Origin of the sequence: Streptomyces sp. ISL-43 (assembly GCF_018614195.1) — a bacterium.
In the GTDB taxonomy this organism is placed as follows: domain Bacteria; phylum Actinomycetota; class Actinomycetes; order Streptomycetales; family Streptomycetaceae; genus Streptomyces.
The window spans coordinates 81405-96253 of sequence record NZ_JAGGOT010000059.1 but is presented as its reverse complement, the minus strand read 5'-3'; the positions used below and the strand labels follow the sequence as shown (position 1 = coordinate 96253).

Annotated in this window: 12 protein-coding genes and 1 pseudogene; 5 read left to right on the top strand and 8 right to left on the bottom strand. The window is 70.0% G+C overall.

Going from position 1 to position 14849, the window contains the following annotated elements; genetic code table 11:
* Positions 1-32: 32 nt before the first annotated feature.
* The 3 genes from J7F03_RS41460 to J7F03_RS31040 form a co-directional block, all read right to left on the bottom strand.
* Positions 33-674 (bottom strand): hypothetical protein, encoded by a 642-nt coding sequence (locus J7F03_RS41460; RefSeq protein ID WP_251072737.1) that lies wholly within the window; start codon positions 672-674, stop codon positions 33-35.
* A 310-nt stretch (positions 675-984) separates the two neighbouring features.
* On the bottom strand, positions 985-1269 hold the full coding sequence (locus J7F03_RS31045; RefSeq protein ID WP_214955336.1) for a hypothetical protein: 285 nt from the start codon (positions 1267-1269) through the stop codon (positions 985-987).
* A gap of 304 nt (positions 1270-1573) precedes the next feature.
* Positions 1574-2215: a DUF4232 domain-containing protein gene (locus tag J7F03_RS31040; protein WP_214955334.1), complete on the bottom strand. Its 642-nt coding sequence runs from the start codon at positions 2213-2215 to the stop codon at positions 1574-1576.
* Between the two features lie 227 nt (positions 2216-2442).
* On the opposite strand from J7F03_RS31040, the gene J7F03_RS31035 reads away from it, so the two are divergent.
* From J7F03_RS31035 to J7F03_RS31025, 3 genes are all read left to right on the top strand, one after another.
* Positions 2443-2679 (top strand): hypothetical protein, encoded by a 237-nt coding sequence (locus J7F03_RS31035; RefSeq protein WP_214955332.1) that lies wholly within the window; start codon positions 2443-2445, stop codon positions 2677-2679.
* A gap of 383 nt (positions 2680-3062) precedes the next feature.
* Complete coding sequence (locus J7F03_RS31030) at positions 3063-3656, top strand: hypothetical protein (RefSeq protein WP_214955330.1); 594 nt, start codon at positions 3063-3065, stop codon at positions 3654-3656.
* Positions 3657-3842: 186 nt separating this feature from the next.
* On the top strand, positions 3843-4634 hold the full coding sequence (locus J7F03_RS31025; protein ID WP_214955328.1) for a DUF2785 domain-containing protein: 792 nt from the start codon (positions 3843-3845) through the stop codon (positions 4632-4634).
* A 219-nt stretch (positions 4635-4853) separates the two neighbouring features.
* On the opposite strand, the gene J7F03_RS31020 is transcribed toward J7F03_RS31025, so the two are convergent.
* The 3 genes from J7F03_RS31020 to J7F03_RS31010 form a co-directional block, all read right to left on the bottom strand.
* On the bottom strand, positions 4854-5528 hold the full coding sequence (locus J7F03_RS31020; protein WP_308380027.1) for an alpha/beta fold hydrolase: 675 nt from the start codon (positions 5526-5528) through the stop codon (positions 4854-4856).
* A gap of 211 nt (positions 5529-5739) precedes the next feature.
* Positions 5740-6789 (bottom strand): hypothetical protein, encoded by a 1050-nt coding sequence (locus J7F03_RS31015; RefSeq protein ID WP_214955326.1) that lies wholly within the window; start codon positions 6787-6789, stop codon positions 5740-5742.
* 673 nt (positions 6790-7462) lie between these two features.
* Positions 7463-8863, bottom strand: coding sequence for a glycoside hydrolase family 55 protein (locus J7F03_RS31010; protein WP_214955324.1), 1401 nt, complete (start codon positions 8861-8863; stop codon positions 7463-7465).
* 435 nt (positions 8864-9298) lie between these two features.
* On the opposite strand from J7F03_RS31010, the gene J7F03_RS31005 reads away from it, so the two are divergent.
* A complete protein-coding gene (locus J7F03_RS31005) occupies positions 9299-11293 on the top strand; it encodes a hypothetical protein (protein WP_214955322.1) in 1995 nt (664 codons plus the stop codon).
* Positions 11294-11584: 291 nt separating this feature from the next.
* Entirely contained in the window at positions 11585-12781 is a 1197-nt protein-coding gene (locus J7F03_RS31000; RefSeq protein WP_214955320.1) for a serine hydrolase, read from the top strand.
* 300 nt (positions 12782-13081) lie between these two features.
* Here J7F03_RS31000 and J7F03_RS30995 read toward each other — a convergent pair.
* Both J7F03_RS30995 and J7F03_RS30990 read right to left on the bottom strand, forming a co-directional pair.
* Positions 13082-14274: pseudogene (locus J7F03_RS30995) on the bottom strand (alpha/beta hydrolase).
* Between the two features lie 153 nt (positions 14275-14427).
* Positions 14428-14757 (bottom strand): DUF4190 domain-containing protein, encoded by a 330-nt coding sequence (locus J7F03_RS30990; RefSeq protein ID WP_251072736.1) that lies wholly within the window; start codon positions 14755-14757, stop codon positions 14428-14430.
* Between the last annotated feature and the right edge of the window lie 92 nt (positions 14758-14849).

Sequence of the window (14849 nt, the reverse complement as noted above, 5' to 3'; positions counted from 1 at the left end):
TGAGCACCGCTGACCAGGGAGAATGGTCGGGCTCAACCCAACTCGACTTCGCGCCGTGGCGGAACCTCACGCTCATCCCGCCTCGCTCGCGTTGTGACTGATTCCCCATCGTCGTTGTCAAGCAGGCGAGGCGGAATGTCAGACGTCAGAGGGGACGGTGGCATACCGATGATGCGGCGAAGCCTTGCCCAGGGAGAGGCCTCGGGAGTACTGCCCGGGGCCTGAGCAAGCTGGACATTCGCCTGTGCCGCGGACGGCTGCGCGGTTGGATCTTTGTGAGGGTCACCACGGAAGGCGACGGCGTCCTCGCCGATCCCGACCACCTCCAGGAGGGTGTCCAGAGCCTTGTCGGAGTCCGCGCTCGGCTCGGTGAGCCACACATACGAGACGCCCATCGGATTGCCGTCGTGCTTGCTGATGGCAAAGCTGAAGCCCCGCAGCCGGAACAGCACGACGTCGAGCGCGTCCAGGCCGTCCCACGAACGTTCCACGTGCAAGCGCAAGCGGTTGGCCACGGGCTGCACTGGCAGCGCCAGCACTCCGATCATCTGAAACAGCGGGGAGCAATGTTCCCAAACGCTCCACTGATGGGCCGGGTTCTTGCCGGTCCCATAGGGCGGACTGGTGGCTTCCTGCCAGTCGCGCTCAGGCTCTGGCACCTCAATTCCCGTCACCGCAACCTCCTCCCCGTAGCCTCCAGCTAGCTGGTGATCAACCTACCTTCAGCGGGTCGGCAGACATGGGGCGGCGGCCGGACCTGGTTGCGGTGGCAGGGCTGTGTAGTGACGGCGGATGAGGGCCCACAGGACGTCGAGGCGAGGGCGAGGATCGCCTGTTTGTGACTGATCAACCCGCCACCAAGGTAAGGGGCGCCGCATTTCGGTGGTTCGGCCGAGTACGGCGCTCATCTCACGTACCGCTGGGAGGAAGCCGCGTTGGAGTGGCTTCGAGGGGCATGTGCCGCGTGGAGCAGTTCTGGCGCTTCTACTCGGCGGCCGCCCGGCAGGCAGCTTCCGCGGTCCCCTTCGTCACGCCGTCCGCGGTCAGACCGGACACGCACTCATCTTCTGCGCCGATCAGCCCGCCGTAACACGCTGCCCGGACGGTTTCCGGAGCCTCGCCTCCCTTTAGCTCCCGCTCTACTTGGTTGATGCAGGCGCTGACGTCTGCGTGGGCGGCGGGGGCCGTGAGGGCCGCGCCACCGAGGGCGAGGGCCAGGCCGGCGAGGACACCCGCGATACGGGTCGACGTGCGGGTCGACGTGCGCATGGGACACACCTGCTCTCCAGGATCGCCGCGCGGCCCGGGACCTGGGCGTGCCGGAGCCACGTGGGAACGGCGCCGAGCGCACGCGGCCGGCGTACAGCCACAGGGTCCGACCCCCGCACCGGACCGGCTCGGCAGGGCATCCCTCCCTCATTCGACGCTAGAGCAGCCCCTTGCCGCACGCACCCGCTGGGCACGTCCCTCCGGATCAGATCGGGCCCCGGTGATGTTCTGCGCCGCTTACGCCATGGTGTGCCCGGATTCCGGGCGGGGTGGGGCGCAGCGAAGTGGTCCCGATCGCGTTCCGTCAGGACGACATGATGAAGTCCAGGGCATGGCCGGAGGCAGTCGTCCAGTAGGTGACGCGGGCACCGTCATCGGCCCACAACTTGTCGAGGCCGGGCAAGTCGACCTTGATCGGCTTGCTCCCGTTGCCGCCGAGCTCGGGGCCCTGGAGTCTGAAGGTGATGATGTTCGCCTGGTACTCATCCATGTGGCCTCCCCTGACGAGCAGCGCGGCGTGCGCCTGCTTGCCCGGAGCGAGGGTGGCGAGCTTCTTCGGGTCGCTGTCCTCGATCACGGCAACCATGGCCTGGGCATCGGCACCGAGCAGCACGGAGGGGTAGCGGTAGACGTTGCACGTCTTGTCGCCGGTGTTGGTGACGGTGAGGAGAAGGTGCTCGACGGGCTCACCTTGTTTGTCCTCGTTCGTAGCGGAAACCGAGAGGTCGGATTCGGCACAGGCGGCGGTGGCGCTGTCGCCACTGCCACCTGTGTTGCTCGAACCGGGGCTCGGCCTCGTGCTCGGCTGGTCCGAGGGCTTGCGGTCGTCCGAACCATCCGTCGCGCTCGGTCCGCACGCCGTGGACGCGAGCAGCGCGACGACCGCTGCGGACCCGAGGACGTAGGCCTTCCAGCTCCTGTGGCCCTCGCCGGCGCCAGCGTTCATGGTGTCCCCCCGTTGTCGGTCGTTCACCGCGGCCCTCGACTCTCGCCTGCGAGCCCAGTCCGCGACAGGATCGCTCTCACCTTGCCTGCCTCGTACACCTGTTGCCGATGAGGGACAGGAAGCCGCGATTTCGTCAGAATACCCAGCTTCCAGGTGGCGCTGGAACGGCCTGGCCTGCCTGCGAATATGTCCTCGCAGGAGTGCTACGGGGAGGGGTGACTGTGCGGATGCCGGTCGAGGAGGCCGTCGCAGGAACACTGCGCGGTGAGGGCGGCGAGACGGTCCGTCTGTACGTAGCCGGCTGCGCCGAGCGCATGGCTCCGCTGTTCCTAGGGTTGCAAGGTGGCGGACCAGACCGTGAAGCCCACCTGGACTTCTACGCGGGGCTGTGGGAGGCGAGCGTGGAGGCCGGGCGGGAGCGCCTCCGCGCCGTGCTGGGCCGTACCTCGCACGGCGCGGGCTGAAGCTACGGCAAGCGGTCTGCGCGGCTCCGCTGGGTGGGGAACCCGGGATCGGGCGACCTGGGGCGCTCCTGGCCGCAGGCGTCCCGGGGACAGCGCGCCCGGCGCGGCGTACGCTCGTCGACAGGGGACTCCTGGACGACATCGTCGAGGGAGGCGGGCGGCAAAGCTCACCGGGGGGACGGGTCGGCGCGCAGAGTCCACCGTCGCCCGTCACTGCATCTGGCACCTCGTGCTCGTCGCCTGCGTCCATCGGCTCCGCGGCGGGCCGGACCCGGACGAGACCGCGGGAGGATCCATGGCCGCGCTCGGTGACCTGATCGAGATCGACGACAGGACCGTCCTGGTGCTCGGGCAGGAACTGGACGTCGAGCACGATCAGCCGGATGTCGCCAACGCCCTCGTACACCGGGCCGGCGACACCCGCACTGGCCGGCGAAGTGCTGTCGCTCTTCCATCCGATGCGGCCCTTCGGCGCGACGACCCTCACCTACGAGGAGCGAGCGCTGGAGCGGATTCGGATCGGCTCGCTTCGATTCACCGGCTGGACCTTCGCCGGCGGCTCGGTCCGCGTGCTGCGCAGCCAGGGCCACTGCGCCGGGCACGTGATCGTGCACCTGAGGGACTGCGGCGTCCTCCACCTGTCCGATGAAGGCAACGGACCCTGCGGTGCGATGGCCGACGCCGACCAGCTCAAGATCCAGACCGTGCTGGGCGCCGTCGCCCGCCTCTTCGAGGAGGGAGAAGCCGCACTCCTCACCGACGGGCACACCTTCGCCGTGCGCCGTGGCGCTGAGGTGGTGTCCTACCTGGACGGGCTGCTGGAGCAGGCCACCGCTCTGCAGGAGGCGGCACTCGGGCTGACGTCCCGCGGCGTCGACGCGCCCTGGTCCCGGCCCACGCTCCGAAACCCCGCACCGGTCCCCTCACGGCCTGGCCATGGCGATCGCCGCAGTCGCGATGCTTCCGCCGGAAGCTGAGAAGCGGGGACCGTCAACCCCTGGCGGCGTCTCGTCCTGGGCGCGACCAGCGAAAAAGCCGCGAGAGGAGACGCTCCCGTCCCGGATCCCCGGCACCGTGGTGATGACACGCGGCATCGTGGTGACGAGGCGGCGCCGGCCATAACTCGCGGCGCGGCACGGCGGTTCGGGTCTAGTCTGCCCGCCATGATCGACTGGAACAGCATCGAAGCCGCAGCCTGCGCCGTGCCCGCCGACCGCCCCATGGAAGAACTCGTGCGAGGCCTCTCCCACGCCCTGGCGGATCCCGATCCGCTGATCCGGGACGGAGCGGCGTACTCCGTCCTGTCGACCTGGATAGACCGCGGGGTGATCGACGCACCCCGGCGGCTGGCGCTGGGAGACGAGATGACCGCCCGCTTCTTCGACCGGGAGATCCAGGCCCGCACGTTCGCCCCCCTCGTGCTGGACATGCTCGTGAGCAAGGGGGATTTCCGGGCCGACTGGGTGGCGGCGTTCGAGCGGTGGTATCCGAACGAGAGGGACCTGCGCGGCCACGACGAGAAGCTCGGCTGGCTCCACGCGGTGGCGCACGGGGCGGACCTGCTGGGCCGGTTCGGGTGCCACCCCGAGGTGGCGCCCGTACGGATGCTGGACCTCGCCGCCGCCCGGCTGACGGCGCACACCGATCACGTATTCGACCAGCTGGAGGACGACCGTCTGGCGAGGGCGGTCGCCCGTATCCTCACCCGGTCCGATATGAGCGAGCGCGACGCGACGACATGGCTGGACCCGATCGGCACCTGCTTCGGAGCCGATCACATCAGCACCCCGGTTACCGCACACCTCACCAACTGCCTGCGCACGCTGCGCATGCTCTATGTCTTCGCGGACCGAGGCGTGCGGCCGAGCGCCGCGTCGGCGCCGCAAGCCCTTCACCACCATGAGGCAGTCAAGGCTCACCTCGCCGCGGTCCTCGATCTGATCGTCAAGCGGTGATGACGGCTTGCGGCTGAGCTCGACGGCAGGCTCCGCTACGACCACCGGCTCGTACAGGCCGTAGGGGATGTCCTTGTGGGTCGCCTGTCACGCGGCTTGAGCACCGCCGCCGCTGGGTGACTCGCCGCGGACCTGGACCAGCCGCCGTCGGTGCCGGCCCTCCATGCCACCCGGGCTCGACCCGGCAATCATGCTGATCTGCGCCGAGCCTGTTGCGGGTCAGCTCGAGCGCTCGACGCGCGAGAGCCACTCGGCGAGGAGAGCGCGCAGGAGTTCCGGTTGCTCGTGGAGTAGGGCGTGTCCCGCGTCGTCGACGACGGCTAGCGAGGCGTGGGGGTAGTGGTCGAGGAGGTCGGTAGCGGCGGCATATCCGACCGTCGAGTCCGACCGCCCCGCCACGACCACGGTCGGACCCGGGTAGGCCGGCGCGTGATCGGGGGTGAGCGCCCACCGTTCACCGATTCGCTCCAGCGCCGCCTGATCGACGAGCGCGGCGGCGGGGGCGACGTAGCGTTCGTACCGCTCGAGCATCTCCGGCGTTTGGATCACGAAGTAGCTCCGGAAGACGTGGTCACCGATCCCACCCGATCCGGCGACGACGCGGTGCTCGGGGACGTCGCGCAGTCCTGGCAGCAACGGACAGACGAGCGCCAGACCGGCGACCTGCGCCGGGCGCCTCCCGGCCATGGCCTGCGCGAAGTACGCGCCCGCCGAGTGACCGATCAGGAGGTACGCAGTCCCGCCCGCGACCTCGTCGGCGAAGTCGAGGAGCGTGTCGAGGACGTCGGCCCGCCCTCCAGTGGGGTCCGGTCGTGCTGAGCACGGCCGGTTCGTGCTTCGGACTCCGAACCGGGTCCCTTTCCGTGACAGAGCCCCGCGCTCGTGTCGGCGCACAAGTGCGCAGGATCGCACTGGACCTCAGCGATACCTCTCGCGATCCCCGGTCCAGGCCGGGGACGGTGCAGAGCGGACGAGGACCCCGGCCGAGGAAGAGTGGGACGCATTCCTCGTCCACCTCGAGAAGCGGAAGGAGTCCATCGGCACCCGCGCACGCGTGGCCAGGGCATGCACCGCGCGGGGCGCAGGCCCTGGCCGGCAGGCTCGCTCAGCCTGTGCAGCCGGCCACTCTTCCGGGCGGGGCGCAGTTGTTCGGGCTGTTGCCCGTGACGCGGCTGCTGGTCCGTGTCACGGCGCCGAGCACGGCTTCGTTGTAGATGCCGCCGCCGTCGGCGCTCCCGCCGGAGGCCTTTGCGGTGTTCGCTTTTACGGGACTCCGTTCGAGGGCGGTCGTGCTGTCGGCGCCGTTGAAGACACCGCCGCCCAGCGCGGTGCCGCCCGGTGCGTCGGCCGTGTTGCCGCTGACCGGAGTGCCGATCAGCTCTGCCGTGCCACCGAGGGCGTTGCGCAGGCCACCGCCTTCGACGGTGCCGTTGGATGCGCTGGCCCTGTTGTCGCTGACGGAAGTGGCTTTCAATTCCAGCCCCGCCCGGTTGGTGATCCCGGCGCCTCCCACGATGCCCGCTGGAGAATCGACACGGTTCTTGTGCACGGAGCCGCCGGTCACGGTGAGGCTGCCCGCATTGCCGATGCCGCCGCCCCGCGCGAACCCTCCGCCCGTGTTGGTCGCCGTGTTGGCGCTGATCTCCGTCTTGGTCACGGAGGCGTCGCCGAAGTTGCTCAGGCCGCCGCCGACCGCCTGCAGACCAGCCGCGGCAGCGGTGTTGCGGGTGATGGTGCCGTGTTTCACGGTGAGGGTGCCGAAGTTGCTCACCCCTGCGCCGACGGCTTGCCCAGAGCCGGTGTTGGTGGCGGTATTGCGGTCGATCCGCGTGTTGGTGAGCGTGGCCGTGCCCTCGTTGTGGATGCCGCCGCCCAGCACCGCGTCGCTGACGTCGCCAGTGGCGGTGTTGCCGGTCACCCGGCTGGCGCGCAGCGCGAGCGTTCCTGCGTTGAGGATGCCGCCGCCGCAGATCAGGTCGGTTGCGATCGGGCAATCGGCGGCATCGGAGGTCCTTCCCCCGGCGATCGTGATCCTTTCCAGGGTGAGGTTCCCCTCCCCTGACACGGCGAGGATGCGGAAGTCCGGCGTCGCGGCCCGCGAGCTTCGTTTGATGGTGCTTCCGTTGCCGTGGACGGTGATCTCGGTGGTGATCAACGGCAGGCCGTTGGCGTCGTCGGTGCCGTCCGGTGTCGTGAGGGTGTACGTGCACTTGTGGGCCAGGCGCAGTGTGTCGGCGTTCGGTGAAGCGTTGGCCTTCTTGATCGCCTCGACGAGCGCCGGGACTGAGCAGGGGACGTGCTTTTCGGCGGCGTGGGCGAGCGGGGCCGGGAGCGCCGCCACGCAGCCGGCTGCCAGGCCGGCCACGGCCAGGAGCCGGCCCGGGTGCGGTCGCCGGAGACCGGGGACCGTACCTTTCGCTCGGAAGCTCTGCCAGGACATCAGGGGTTCCTCCTCATGCACCAGGAGGCGCCCCCTCGGACGCGCTCCGCACAGCGGCCCCCGTCCGACCTGCCGCAGACCGTCGACGAGGGCGCCGGGACCAGCCGACCACGTCCTCCCGCGCGCAGGCCCCCTTGGGCCCCCTGACGTCGCCGTATTCATCCGATGAGCGCACTCGGTGTCGGTGCTCAACGCCGACACCAGCCGGCACGGCTGGTCGGGATCCGCGACAACCTGATCATCCGGATCGCCGAGATCGAGCGTGAGGGCAGACCGTGCGATCACCGTCGCGGAGCTGACCGTCTCGGCCCGGGAGGCCGTCACGAAGCCCTCCTTGACGAACGCGGCCGGCTGAGCCGGGGCACCGGCCGGTGGTCGGCCGGGTTGATCAGCTGTTGAGGGCCGACCAGAGCCACTGGCCGCCGACCCGTACGTACAGGCGCTTGTTGACCGAGTCCACGGCCATCGTGCCGTCCAGTGGCTGGCGGGTGAAGGAGGCGTCGTTGACGGGGCCCGGGACCAGCCGCAGCGGCGGGTTCGGGGCGTTCTTGACCGGGATCGTGCCGGTCGCCTGGGCGCCGCTGCTGCCGTAGCTGTTCTCCACCCGGAAGTCGCCGGTGGACGACTGCTCGTAGTAGATGTGGGTGCCTGTCGGCGGGGTGCCGTAGAGGCCCACGACGTTGCGCAGCACCGCCGTCGAGCCGGGGCCGGAGTAGAGGGTCACGCCCGCGTTGACGGTGGCCTTGCCCGCCTTGTTGGCGATGACCACGTTCTCCAGGGCGCTGGAACTCGCCGCCCAGCTGATGATGTTGCGTGCGGTGGCGGGGGTGCCGGCCGCGAAGTCGCCCGCGTAGCAGTAGATGTTCGTCGCGTAGACGTGCTTGCAGCCGGCGTCGGTCTTCAGGTGCGGGCCACCCTGCATCCGGGAGGTCTCGAACTTGCAGTCCGTGATGTAGACGCCGTTGGGGTTGTTGGAGGTGACAGCTCCCTGGCCGATCCACAGCGCGCCGGTGCCGAAGGCCTCGATGCGGCAGCCGGTGAAATGGATCTGGTTGATGTTGTCCTGGCTGTAGCCCCAGGTGCCCGCCGTGGCGGAGGAGGCGTTACGCAGCCAGATGTTGGGCTGGGTGGTGCTGCCGGTGGTACCGGTGCTGTCCTCTATGACGAGGTTGTAGAAGCGGGAGTCCCAGAACTCGACGGCGTCGATGCACATGTCGTTGTTCGACGACATGAAGACGTCGCGGAAGTAGGAGTTGTTGTTGTAGTAGAGCTCCAGCAGCAGGCCGGTCTTGCGGTTGCCGTTGAAGCCGAGGTTCTCCACCGAGCAGTAGCGGCGGTGGGTGGAGCCCGTGGAGGCGGAGGTGCCGGTGCCGGACATCCGCAGCAGGATGCCGTCGCCGCCCTTGATCAGGGTGGCCGCCTTGGCGCCGGCGCCGGCGAGGCGGATGCCGTCGCCCTTGACGGCGAGGGCCGGCTGTCCGGGGGTGGGCTTGACCAGGTGCTTCCCGACAGGGAAGTAGACGGTGCCGCCTCCCGCGGCGGCCGCCGCGTCCAGCGCCCGCTGGATCGCGGGGGCGTCGTCCGTCGCGCCGTCGCCGATCGCTCCCCCGTACGTCTTCACGTCGAACCAGTCGGGAGTGCCCGCGGCCGTGGCCGCGGCGGCGGCCGTCCCTCCGGTGGTCATCACGGCGGCCCCGGCGGCCAGTCCGGCCACGGCGCCGGTGAGCAGCGCCCTGCGGGCGGTCTTCGGCTGTGCGGTCATGTTCTCCCCCTCGGAAACGATCACCATCGACGTGATCATGCCACGCACGCGGCTTCGGCGGGATTGCGGAGATCCTGCAGGTGAGGTGCCGGTTGTCGTTCGTTCCGTGGACTGATGCGCGCCGCGCTCGCCACTGCCACGGCCGTGACCGTAGCTACGGAGCGCATGAACCGAGTGCACGCCGGTTCTGGGTGGGGAATGCCCCAGACGTGACAGGCCCGAGGCCGGAGGGCGGCTCGCGTACCGCTGCCGCCACTGCCTCCTGCGGCGTGGCCGCCTGTGCGATGAGGCACTGCCCGTGGTGATGAGCGGACCGCTCGCCGGCCCGCCCTCCGGTACGGAATCCTTGTCCGGAAGAATCCGTGGCATGACCGAGAAGCTGACGCATTTCTTCGGCCTCGCGACGTGCCCGGCCCGCCAGGGCGGTTTCGTGGGCTCGCGCCAGGTCGAAGAGGGCCACCGATGAGCGACGCTCTCGCGCGACTCGACGCCGTCGATTGGCATGCGCTGAAGCATGCCTACGGTACGGCCGAGGACGTGCCCGGCCTGTTGCGGGATCTCTACCGGCTGGACAAGGCCGCCGACGCTGCCGAGGTTCTGTTCACGCACGTCCACCATCAGGGCGGCGGCGTCTACTCCTCGGCTCCGGCCGCTCTTCCCTACGTCATCGCGGCCGCCGCGGACCCGGCCATCGCCACGGACGTCCGCCTGGACCTCCTCTGCCTCGTCGGCGCTCTGGCTGACGCGGCGAACACCGCGAGACCCCACTTCGTCACTTCGGCTTGGCCCGCCGCGTGGGACCTGGCGGTGGCGGACCTGCTGCCGCTGCTCGACGACCCCGTGGCCGTGATCCGCACCGCCGTCGCGAGCGCCCTCGCCGAGGCCCGCCACCGGGCCGACGAGGTGATCTCGGCGTTGCGGGCACGGTGGGCCGTGGAGCCCGGACCGCAGACGCGGCTCCGGCTCATCGACTCTGTCGGCTCGTTGACCGCCCACGCCGATGAACTGCGGGGCGACTCCCTCGGCTGGCTGCGGGAACTCATGGACGACGCCGAGCCCTCCGTACGCCTCGCCGCCGTACAGGCCCTGCGCCACGCGCTGCCGGGGCAGGGCGACGCCGCGTACGCGCGGACGGTGTCCGACGTGCTGTCCGGCAGTGAACCGGCGACGTGGCGGCCGGGCGGCGCCCCCGGCCCCCGGACGGTCGTCTGGGCCGTCGGCCTGCTGCGGGAAGACCGGGCGGGCCTGGCCGACGCGACCCACAAGCTGCTCGGACACCCGGACCCCTCCGTGCGCGCGGGCGCGCTGGAGGCGGCCGCCCAAGCCCTCAGCCGTCGGCGCTCCGCCGTACCGGATCTGCTACCGGCCGTGGCCCGTTCACTGTCCGACCCCGAGTCCGACAACCGGCTCTTCGCCGCCCGGGTCCTCGGCATGTGCGGGCACGCCGCCCGCCCCTGGGCCGACGCCCTGGCGGCCATGGTGACGGACGAGGGCGAGCCCTACCTGCCCGCCCGGTCCCACGAGATGTGGGCACTGTCCCGACTCGGCGACGTGCGGTGCGTACCACCGTTGGCGCGGCGCCTGGCCGGGGAGCAGCTCGGGTTCGCGTACCACGAGTCCTACGGCGACGGCTGGTGGACGTACAAGCTGAGCCTGATCGAGGTCGCCGGAGAGCTGAGTGCCCACGCCGACGTGCTGCTGCCCCCGTTGAGGGCCCGGCTCGCCGCCGCCTCCACCCTCGACGACCGGCGCGGGCTCTGCCGGCTGCTGGAGCACTGGGGTGCCGCGGCGGCCCCCGCTATCCCGGACCTGCTCGGCCTCCTGGACTCCGACTGCGCGGTGTGGGCGCTGGACGCCCTCGCCGCGATCGGTCCGGCCGCGGCCGAGGCCGTGCCCGGCGAGCGGCTGCGCGCCCTGCTCGACACCCCGCCCGAAGGCCGGCCGTTGGCGTCGAGCTCCCTGAAACTCGCGTACGGGCGATTGACCGGCGACCGGGAGCCCGCGCTCACCTTGCTGCTTCCGCACCTGGACGAGCCGTACGGCCGGGACAGCGCCGTCACGCTGCTGGGTGAACTGGGGCCGGCGGGCACCCCGTACGTCGGACGGCTGCGCGAGCTCCTCGCCGTGCACGAGCAGGGCTGGCTGCCGCTGCGCGTCGGCGAGGCGCTGTGGCGGATCACCGGGCGGGCCGACGAGGTCGTCCCGGCCCTCGTCGAGGCGATCACACCGTCCGCGGAGCGGGGGCGCGCCTCCCGGTCGGTCGTCGAGTCGGTGAAGCTGCTGGCCCGGATCGGCGCGGACGCCGCCCCGGCGGAGCCCGCGCTGAGGAGGTTCCTCGACACCGACGAGCGGCCCGTCAAGCACGGAAGCCGGCGCTCCGTCCCGCTGGACGACGAACTGTGCGAGGCCACGCGCGCGGCACTGCTCGCCATCTCCGCACCCGGCGGCGCCACCTGACGGCGCGCGGGCCGGGCACATCCGGCCTCGTCAGGCGCGAAGGACTGCCGTGACTCCTCGGCCTCGGCGCGGCACTCCCGGCGATCGCGCACGGACGGACTCGTTGGTCGCGGCCGCCAAGGACGAGGAGATACGGCCGGACAAGGGTGCCGACAGCCCCCAAGGAGCCGGGGGGTTGACCCTACGTTGCATGGGCGTGCTGGCTGGTTGGATCGGTGGATCTTGGACACGCAGGCTGGACGCATCCGGTTTTCCGGTGCAACCAGCAGGCTACGCAAGGGGAGTCCACCCATGTCCGACCGTTCTCAGAAGCTCCGGCGTGTTCACGCGACATCACTGTCCAGGCCTCGGCGGGCTGTCGCGGCGGTAGCGGTGGTGGCTGCCGCCCTGGCCGTAGTCGGCACGTTGCCCGCGGCAGCAGAGTCCCACGGCTCTCGCGATGTCGTGAGCAAGCGCCTGGAGCGGCTGGTGACCGAGGACCGGTTCCCCGCCGCTCTGGTCGCCACCGTCGACCGCGACGGGCGCACCCGCAACTACACCGCCGGCGTCGGAGACTTGAGGACCGGGGCGAAGGTGCCGGTGGACGGGCAAGTACGGGCGGGCAGCAACACCAAGACGTTCACCGCCACGGTCGTCCTGCAACTGGTCGGCGAGGGCAAGGTCGCCCTCGACTCCCCCATCGAGCGATACCTGCCCAACCTGGTGCGCGGCGAGGGTATCGACGGCAACAACATCACGGTGCGTCAGATCCTCCAGCACACCAGCGGACTCCCCAACTACACCGACTCCATGCTGGAGGCCGTCCTCGGCAAGGACCGTCACAGGTACTACCAGCCCCGCGATCTGCTCGACACGGCACTGGCCCACAAGTCGGAGTTCGCCCCCGGGGCCAGGTGGTCGTACAGCAACACCAACTACATCGTGGCCGGGCTGCTCATCGAGAAGGTCACCGGCCGGCCGTTGGCCGAGCAGATCACCCAGCGGGTCATCGACCGCATCGGGCTGCGCCACACCTACTTCCCCGGCGTGGGCGACGAACACATCCGAGAGGCCCACCCCCAGGGCTACCACGCGGCGAAGCCCGGAGCGCCGCTGGAGAACGTCACGGAACTGGACCCCTCCTGGGGCTGGGCCGCCGGGCAGCTGATCTCCACCCCCAGCGACCTGAACCGCTTCTTCTCCGCCCTGATCGGCGGCGAGCTCCTGCAGCCCTCGGAGCTCGCGCAGATGCGTACCACCGTCGAGATCCCCGACGGTCCCGTCACGGGGGTCGGCGGGCAATACGGACTGGGGCTGGCCAGTACGCCGCTGAGCTGTGGCGGCGTGATGTGGGGCCACGGCGGTGACACTCCCGGCTACCACACGGTCCCCGGTGTCACGGATGACGGCCGCGCCGCCACGATCGTCGTCACCGCCAACATGGCGCCCACCCCGACGGGCTACACCGACGCCGACGCCGTCCTCGACACCGCCCTGTGCAAGAAGTGACGGCCGGTACGCCGCGGTAACGGAGCTGCGCCCGAACCCGGTAAGACGTTGTTCCAACGGCTTCGTTTCGTCGGCCATCGCCGGTCAGCTCCAGCTGTGCTCGACTGGACCTGGCGATGCCGACGAAGGCGAGGAAGTGTTCCGGCTCGCAGCGACGGTGAAGTCGGCGGCAAGTCGGCGAGCCGGGACGCGATCCTCGCAACGACCCATCGCCGGCGGCCGAGCTTCGATGAGGGGTCGATGCCCTTGCGGGCGATGCGGTGCCGGATCTCGCGCCATAACTCGTCCGGCATCAGCCGCTCACCCAGATCCGTCAGGCACGGTTCCACGAACGATCACGCCATGAGGAGCGTGGCAGGTCAGGTCCTTGGTTGGGAGACTGCCCGTGGTCAGATACACCGTGAGGCTCTTGTCCGCACAGGAGTTGGAGCCGTAGACGATGTGCCCCTCTCCCCCGGCGACCGTGACCATTCGCGAGCCGCGCAAAGCCCGGTGCATGCCCTGGCCGCCGGCCAGGGGCGTTCCGGGGTCCCACTCGTTCTGCAGGATCAGTGCACCGACCTCGTTGTTCACCGTTGTCGCGGGCTCGCTGCCCTGCTTCCAGAAGGCACACGGCTTGATGTCGGACGCGAAATCGCCGTACAGCGGATACCGGGCCCTGTCGCGGATCGCTTCGCGGCGGTACTGCTCGGGGTCGCGCGGCCACGTACGGGTGTCGGCGCACAGGACAGCCCAAGCACTCCCCGCCAGATCCGCGCGGGGTCGGTTGCACTGTCCAGCACGAACCGGTCGGTTCGTCGGGAAAACATCTGCGTGTAGACGGCGCCGAGGTAAGTGCCGTAGGAGAACCCCAGATAGGAGATCTTCTTCTCTCCCAGCACGGCACGGATGACGTCCATATCGCGAGCGGTGTTGCGGGTGGTGAGGTGCCGCAGCATGTCACCCCCCTTGGCCCGGCACTTGTCGGCCACCGTACGTGCCCACTCCACATCCTTCGCGAACGTCTCGGCCCTGTACGGGCGTTCAAAGTTCTGCTCGCCGTCGGTCAGACCACAGCTGACGGGCGAGCTCTGCCCGACGCCCCTCGGGTCGAACCCGATGAGGTCGTACTGCCTCCTCACTTCCTCGGGGAGTTCCAATTCCGGGGCGACGGGCAGATTCAGGCCCGGCCCCCCAGGGCCGCCGGGGTTGAGCAGCAGAACGCCGCGGCGTTCCCCTGCATTGCTTGCCCTCAGTCGGGATACCGCTATATCGATCTTCCGGCCACCGGGATCGCTGTAGTCGAGCGGCACCTTGAGAGTCGCGCACTGATAGGTGGCGGGACTCCCCGTGTCGCACTGCCGCCAGCGCGGCTTCTGCTGCGTGAACTGCCGCAGAGCGTCCTTGGCCGCAGAGGACTGGGATGCGGCGAAGGTCGTGGCGGGTGTCAGCGCTGAAACGAAAGTCGCTGCGATGCCGACAGCCAGAAGAGATGATGTTCGTCTGTTTCGCACGATGACGCTCGTCCTTGCTGGGGAGAGGTGACCGGTCCTTCCGCCCTTTTGTGCGTGGGAGGTTGGCGAGTCCATCGCCAGGATGGGCTCACGGCTTGGGCTTGCGACGGTGCTCCGAGCCGGGGCGGCGCCGACCGCGCTACCGGCCGCCGGTCAGTTTCCGGCGAGCTGCTGGTGGACGCACTGCTTGTATTGCTGGAAGCTGTCGGGCTGGTAGCACTCCTGCGTCTGGTTGGCGTACCAGACCATGAAGACGGCGACCAAGATCGACACCACGATCGCGATGGCCGACGTCACCACGCCGGTGATGGCCTTCCCCCGGCCGATGCCGGTCCGCTTGGCCGTCCTCAGTCCGACGATGCCAAGGATCAGGCCGATGCCGCCGAGCAGGCCGCCGACGAAGACGATCGAGGTCATCAAGCTGATGACGCCCAGCACCATGGCGGCCACGGCCGGGCCGTGCCTGCCGACCGGAGTCCGCATGCCGTCGTCGTAGCCGGGGTCCTGGGGGCTGGGGAAAGGCGGGCCTGCCTCAGCGGCCCAGGTCGATGCCGACTGACTGAGCGCCGCCCTAT

Bases quoted from the DNA above. Each gene is read 5' to 3' on its own strand.
- J7F03_RS31045 (WP_214955336.1), bottom strand. From the start codon at position 1,269: ATGCGCACGTCGACCCGCACGTCGACCCGTATCGCGGGTGTCCTCGCC.
- J7F03_RS31040 (WP_214955334.1), bottom strand. From the start codon at position 2,215: ATGAACGCTGGCGCCGGCGAGGGCCACAGGAGCTGGAAGGCCTACGTC.
- J7F03_RS31035 (WP_214955332.1), top strand. From the start codon at position 2,443: ATGCCGGTCGAGGAGGCCGTCGCAGGAACACTGCGCGGTGAGGGCGGC.
- J7F03_RS31030 (WP_214955330.1), top strand. From the start codon at position 3,063: ATGTCGCCAACGCCCTCGTACACCGGGCCGGCGACACCCGCACTGGCC.
- J7F03_RS31025 (WP_214955328.1), top strand. From the start codon at position 3,843: ATGATCGACTGGAACAGCATCGAAGCCGCAGCCTGCGCCGTGCCCGCC.
- J7F03_RS31010 (WP_214955324.1), bottom strand. From the start codon at position 8,863: ATGGTGATCGTTTCCGAGGGGGAGAACATGACCGCACAGCCGAAGACC.
- J7F03_RS31005 (WP_214955322.1), top strand. From the start codon at position 9,299: ATGAGCGACGCTCTCGCGCGACTCGACGCCGTCGATTGGCATGCGCTG.
- J7F03_RS31000 (WP_214955320.1), top strand. From the start codon at position 11,585: ATGTCCGACCGTTCTCAGAAGCTCCGGCGTGTTCACGCGACATCACTG.
- J7F03_RS30990 (WP_251072736.1), bottom strand. From the start codon at position 14,757: ATGCGGACTCCGGTCGGCAGGCACGGCCCGGCCGTGGCCGCCATGGTG.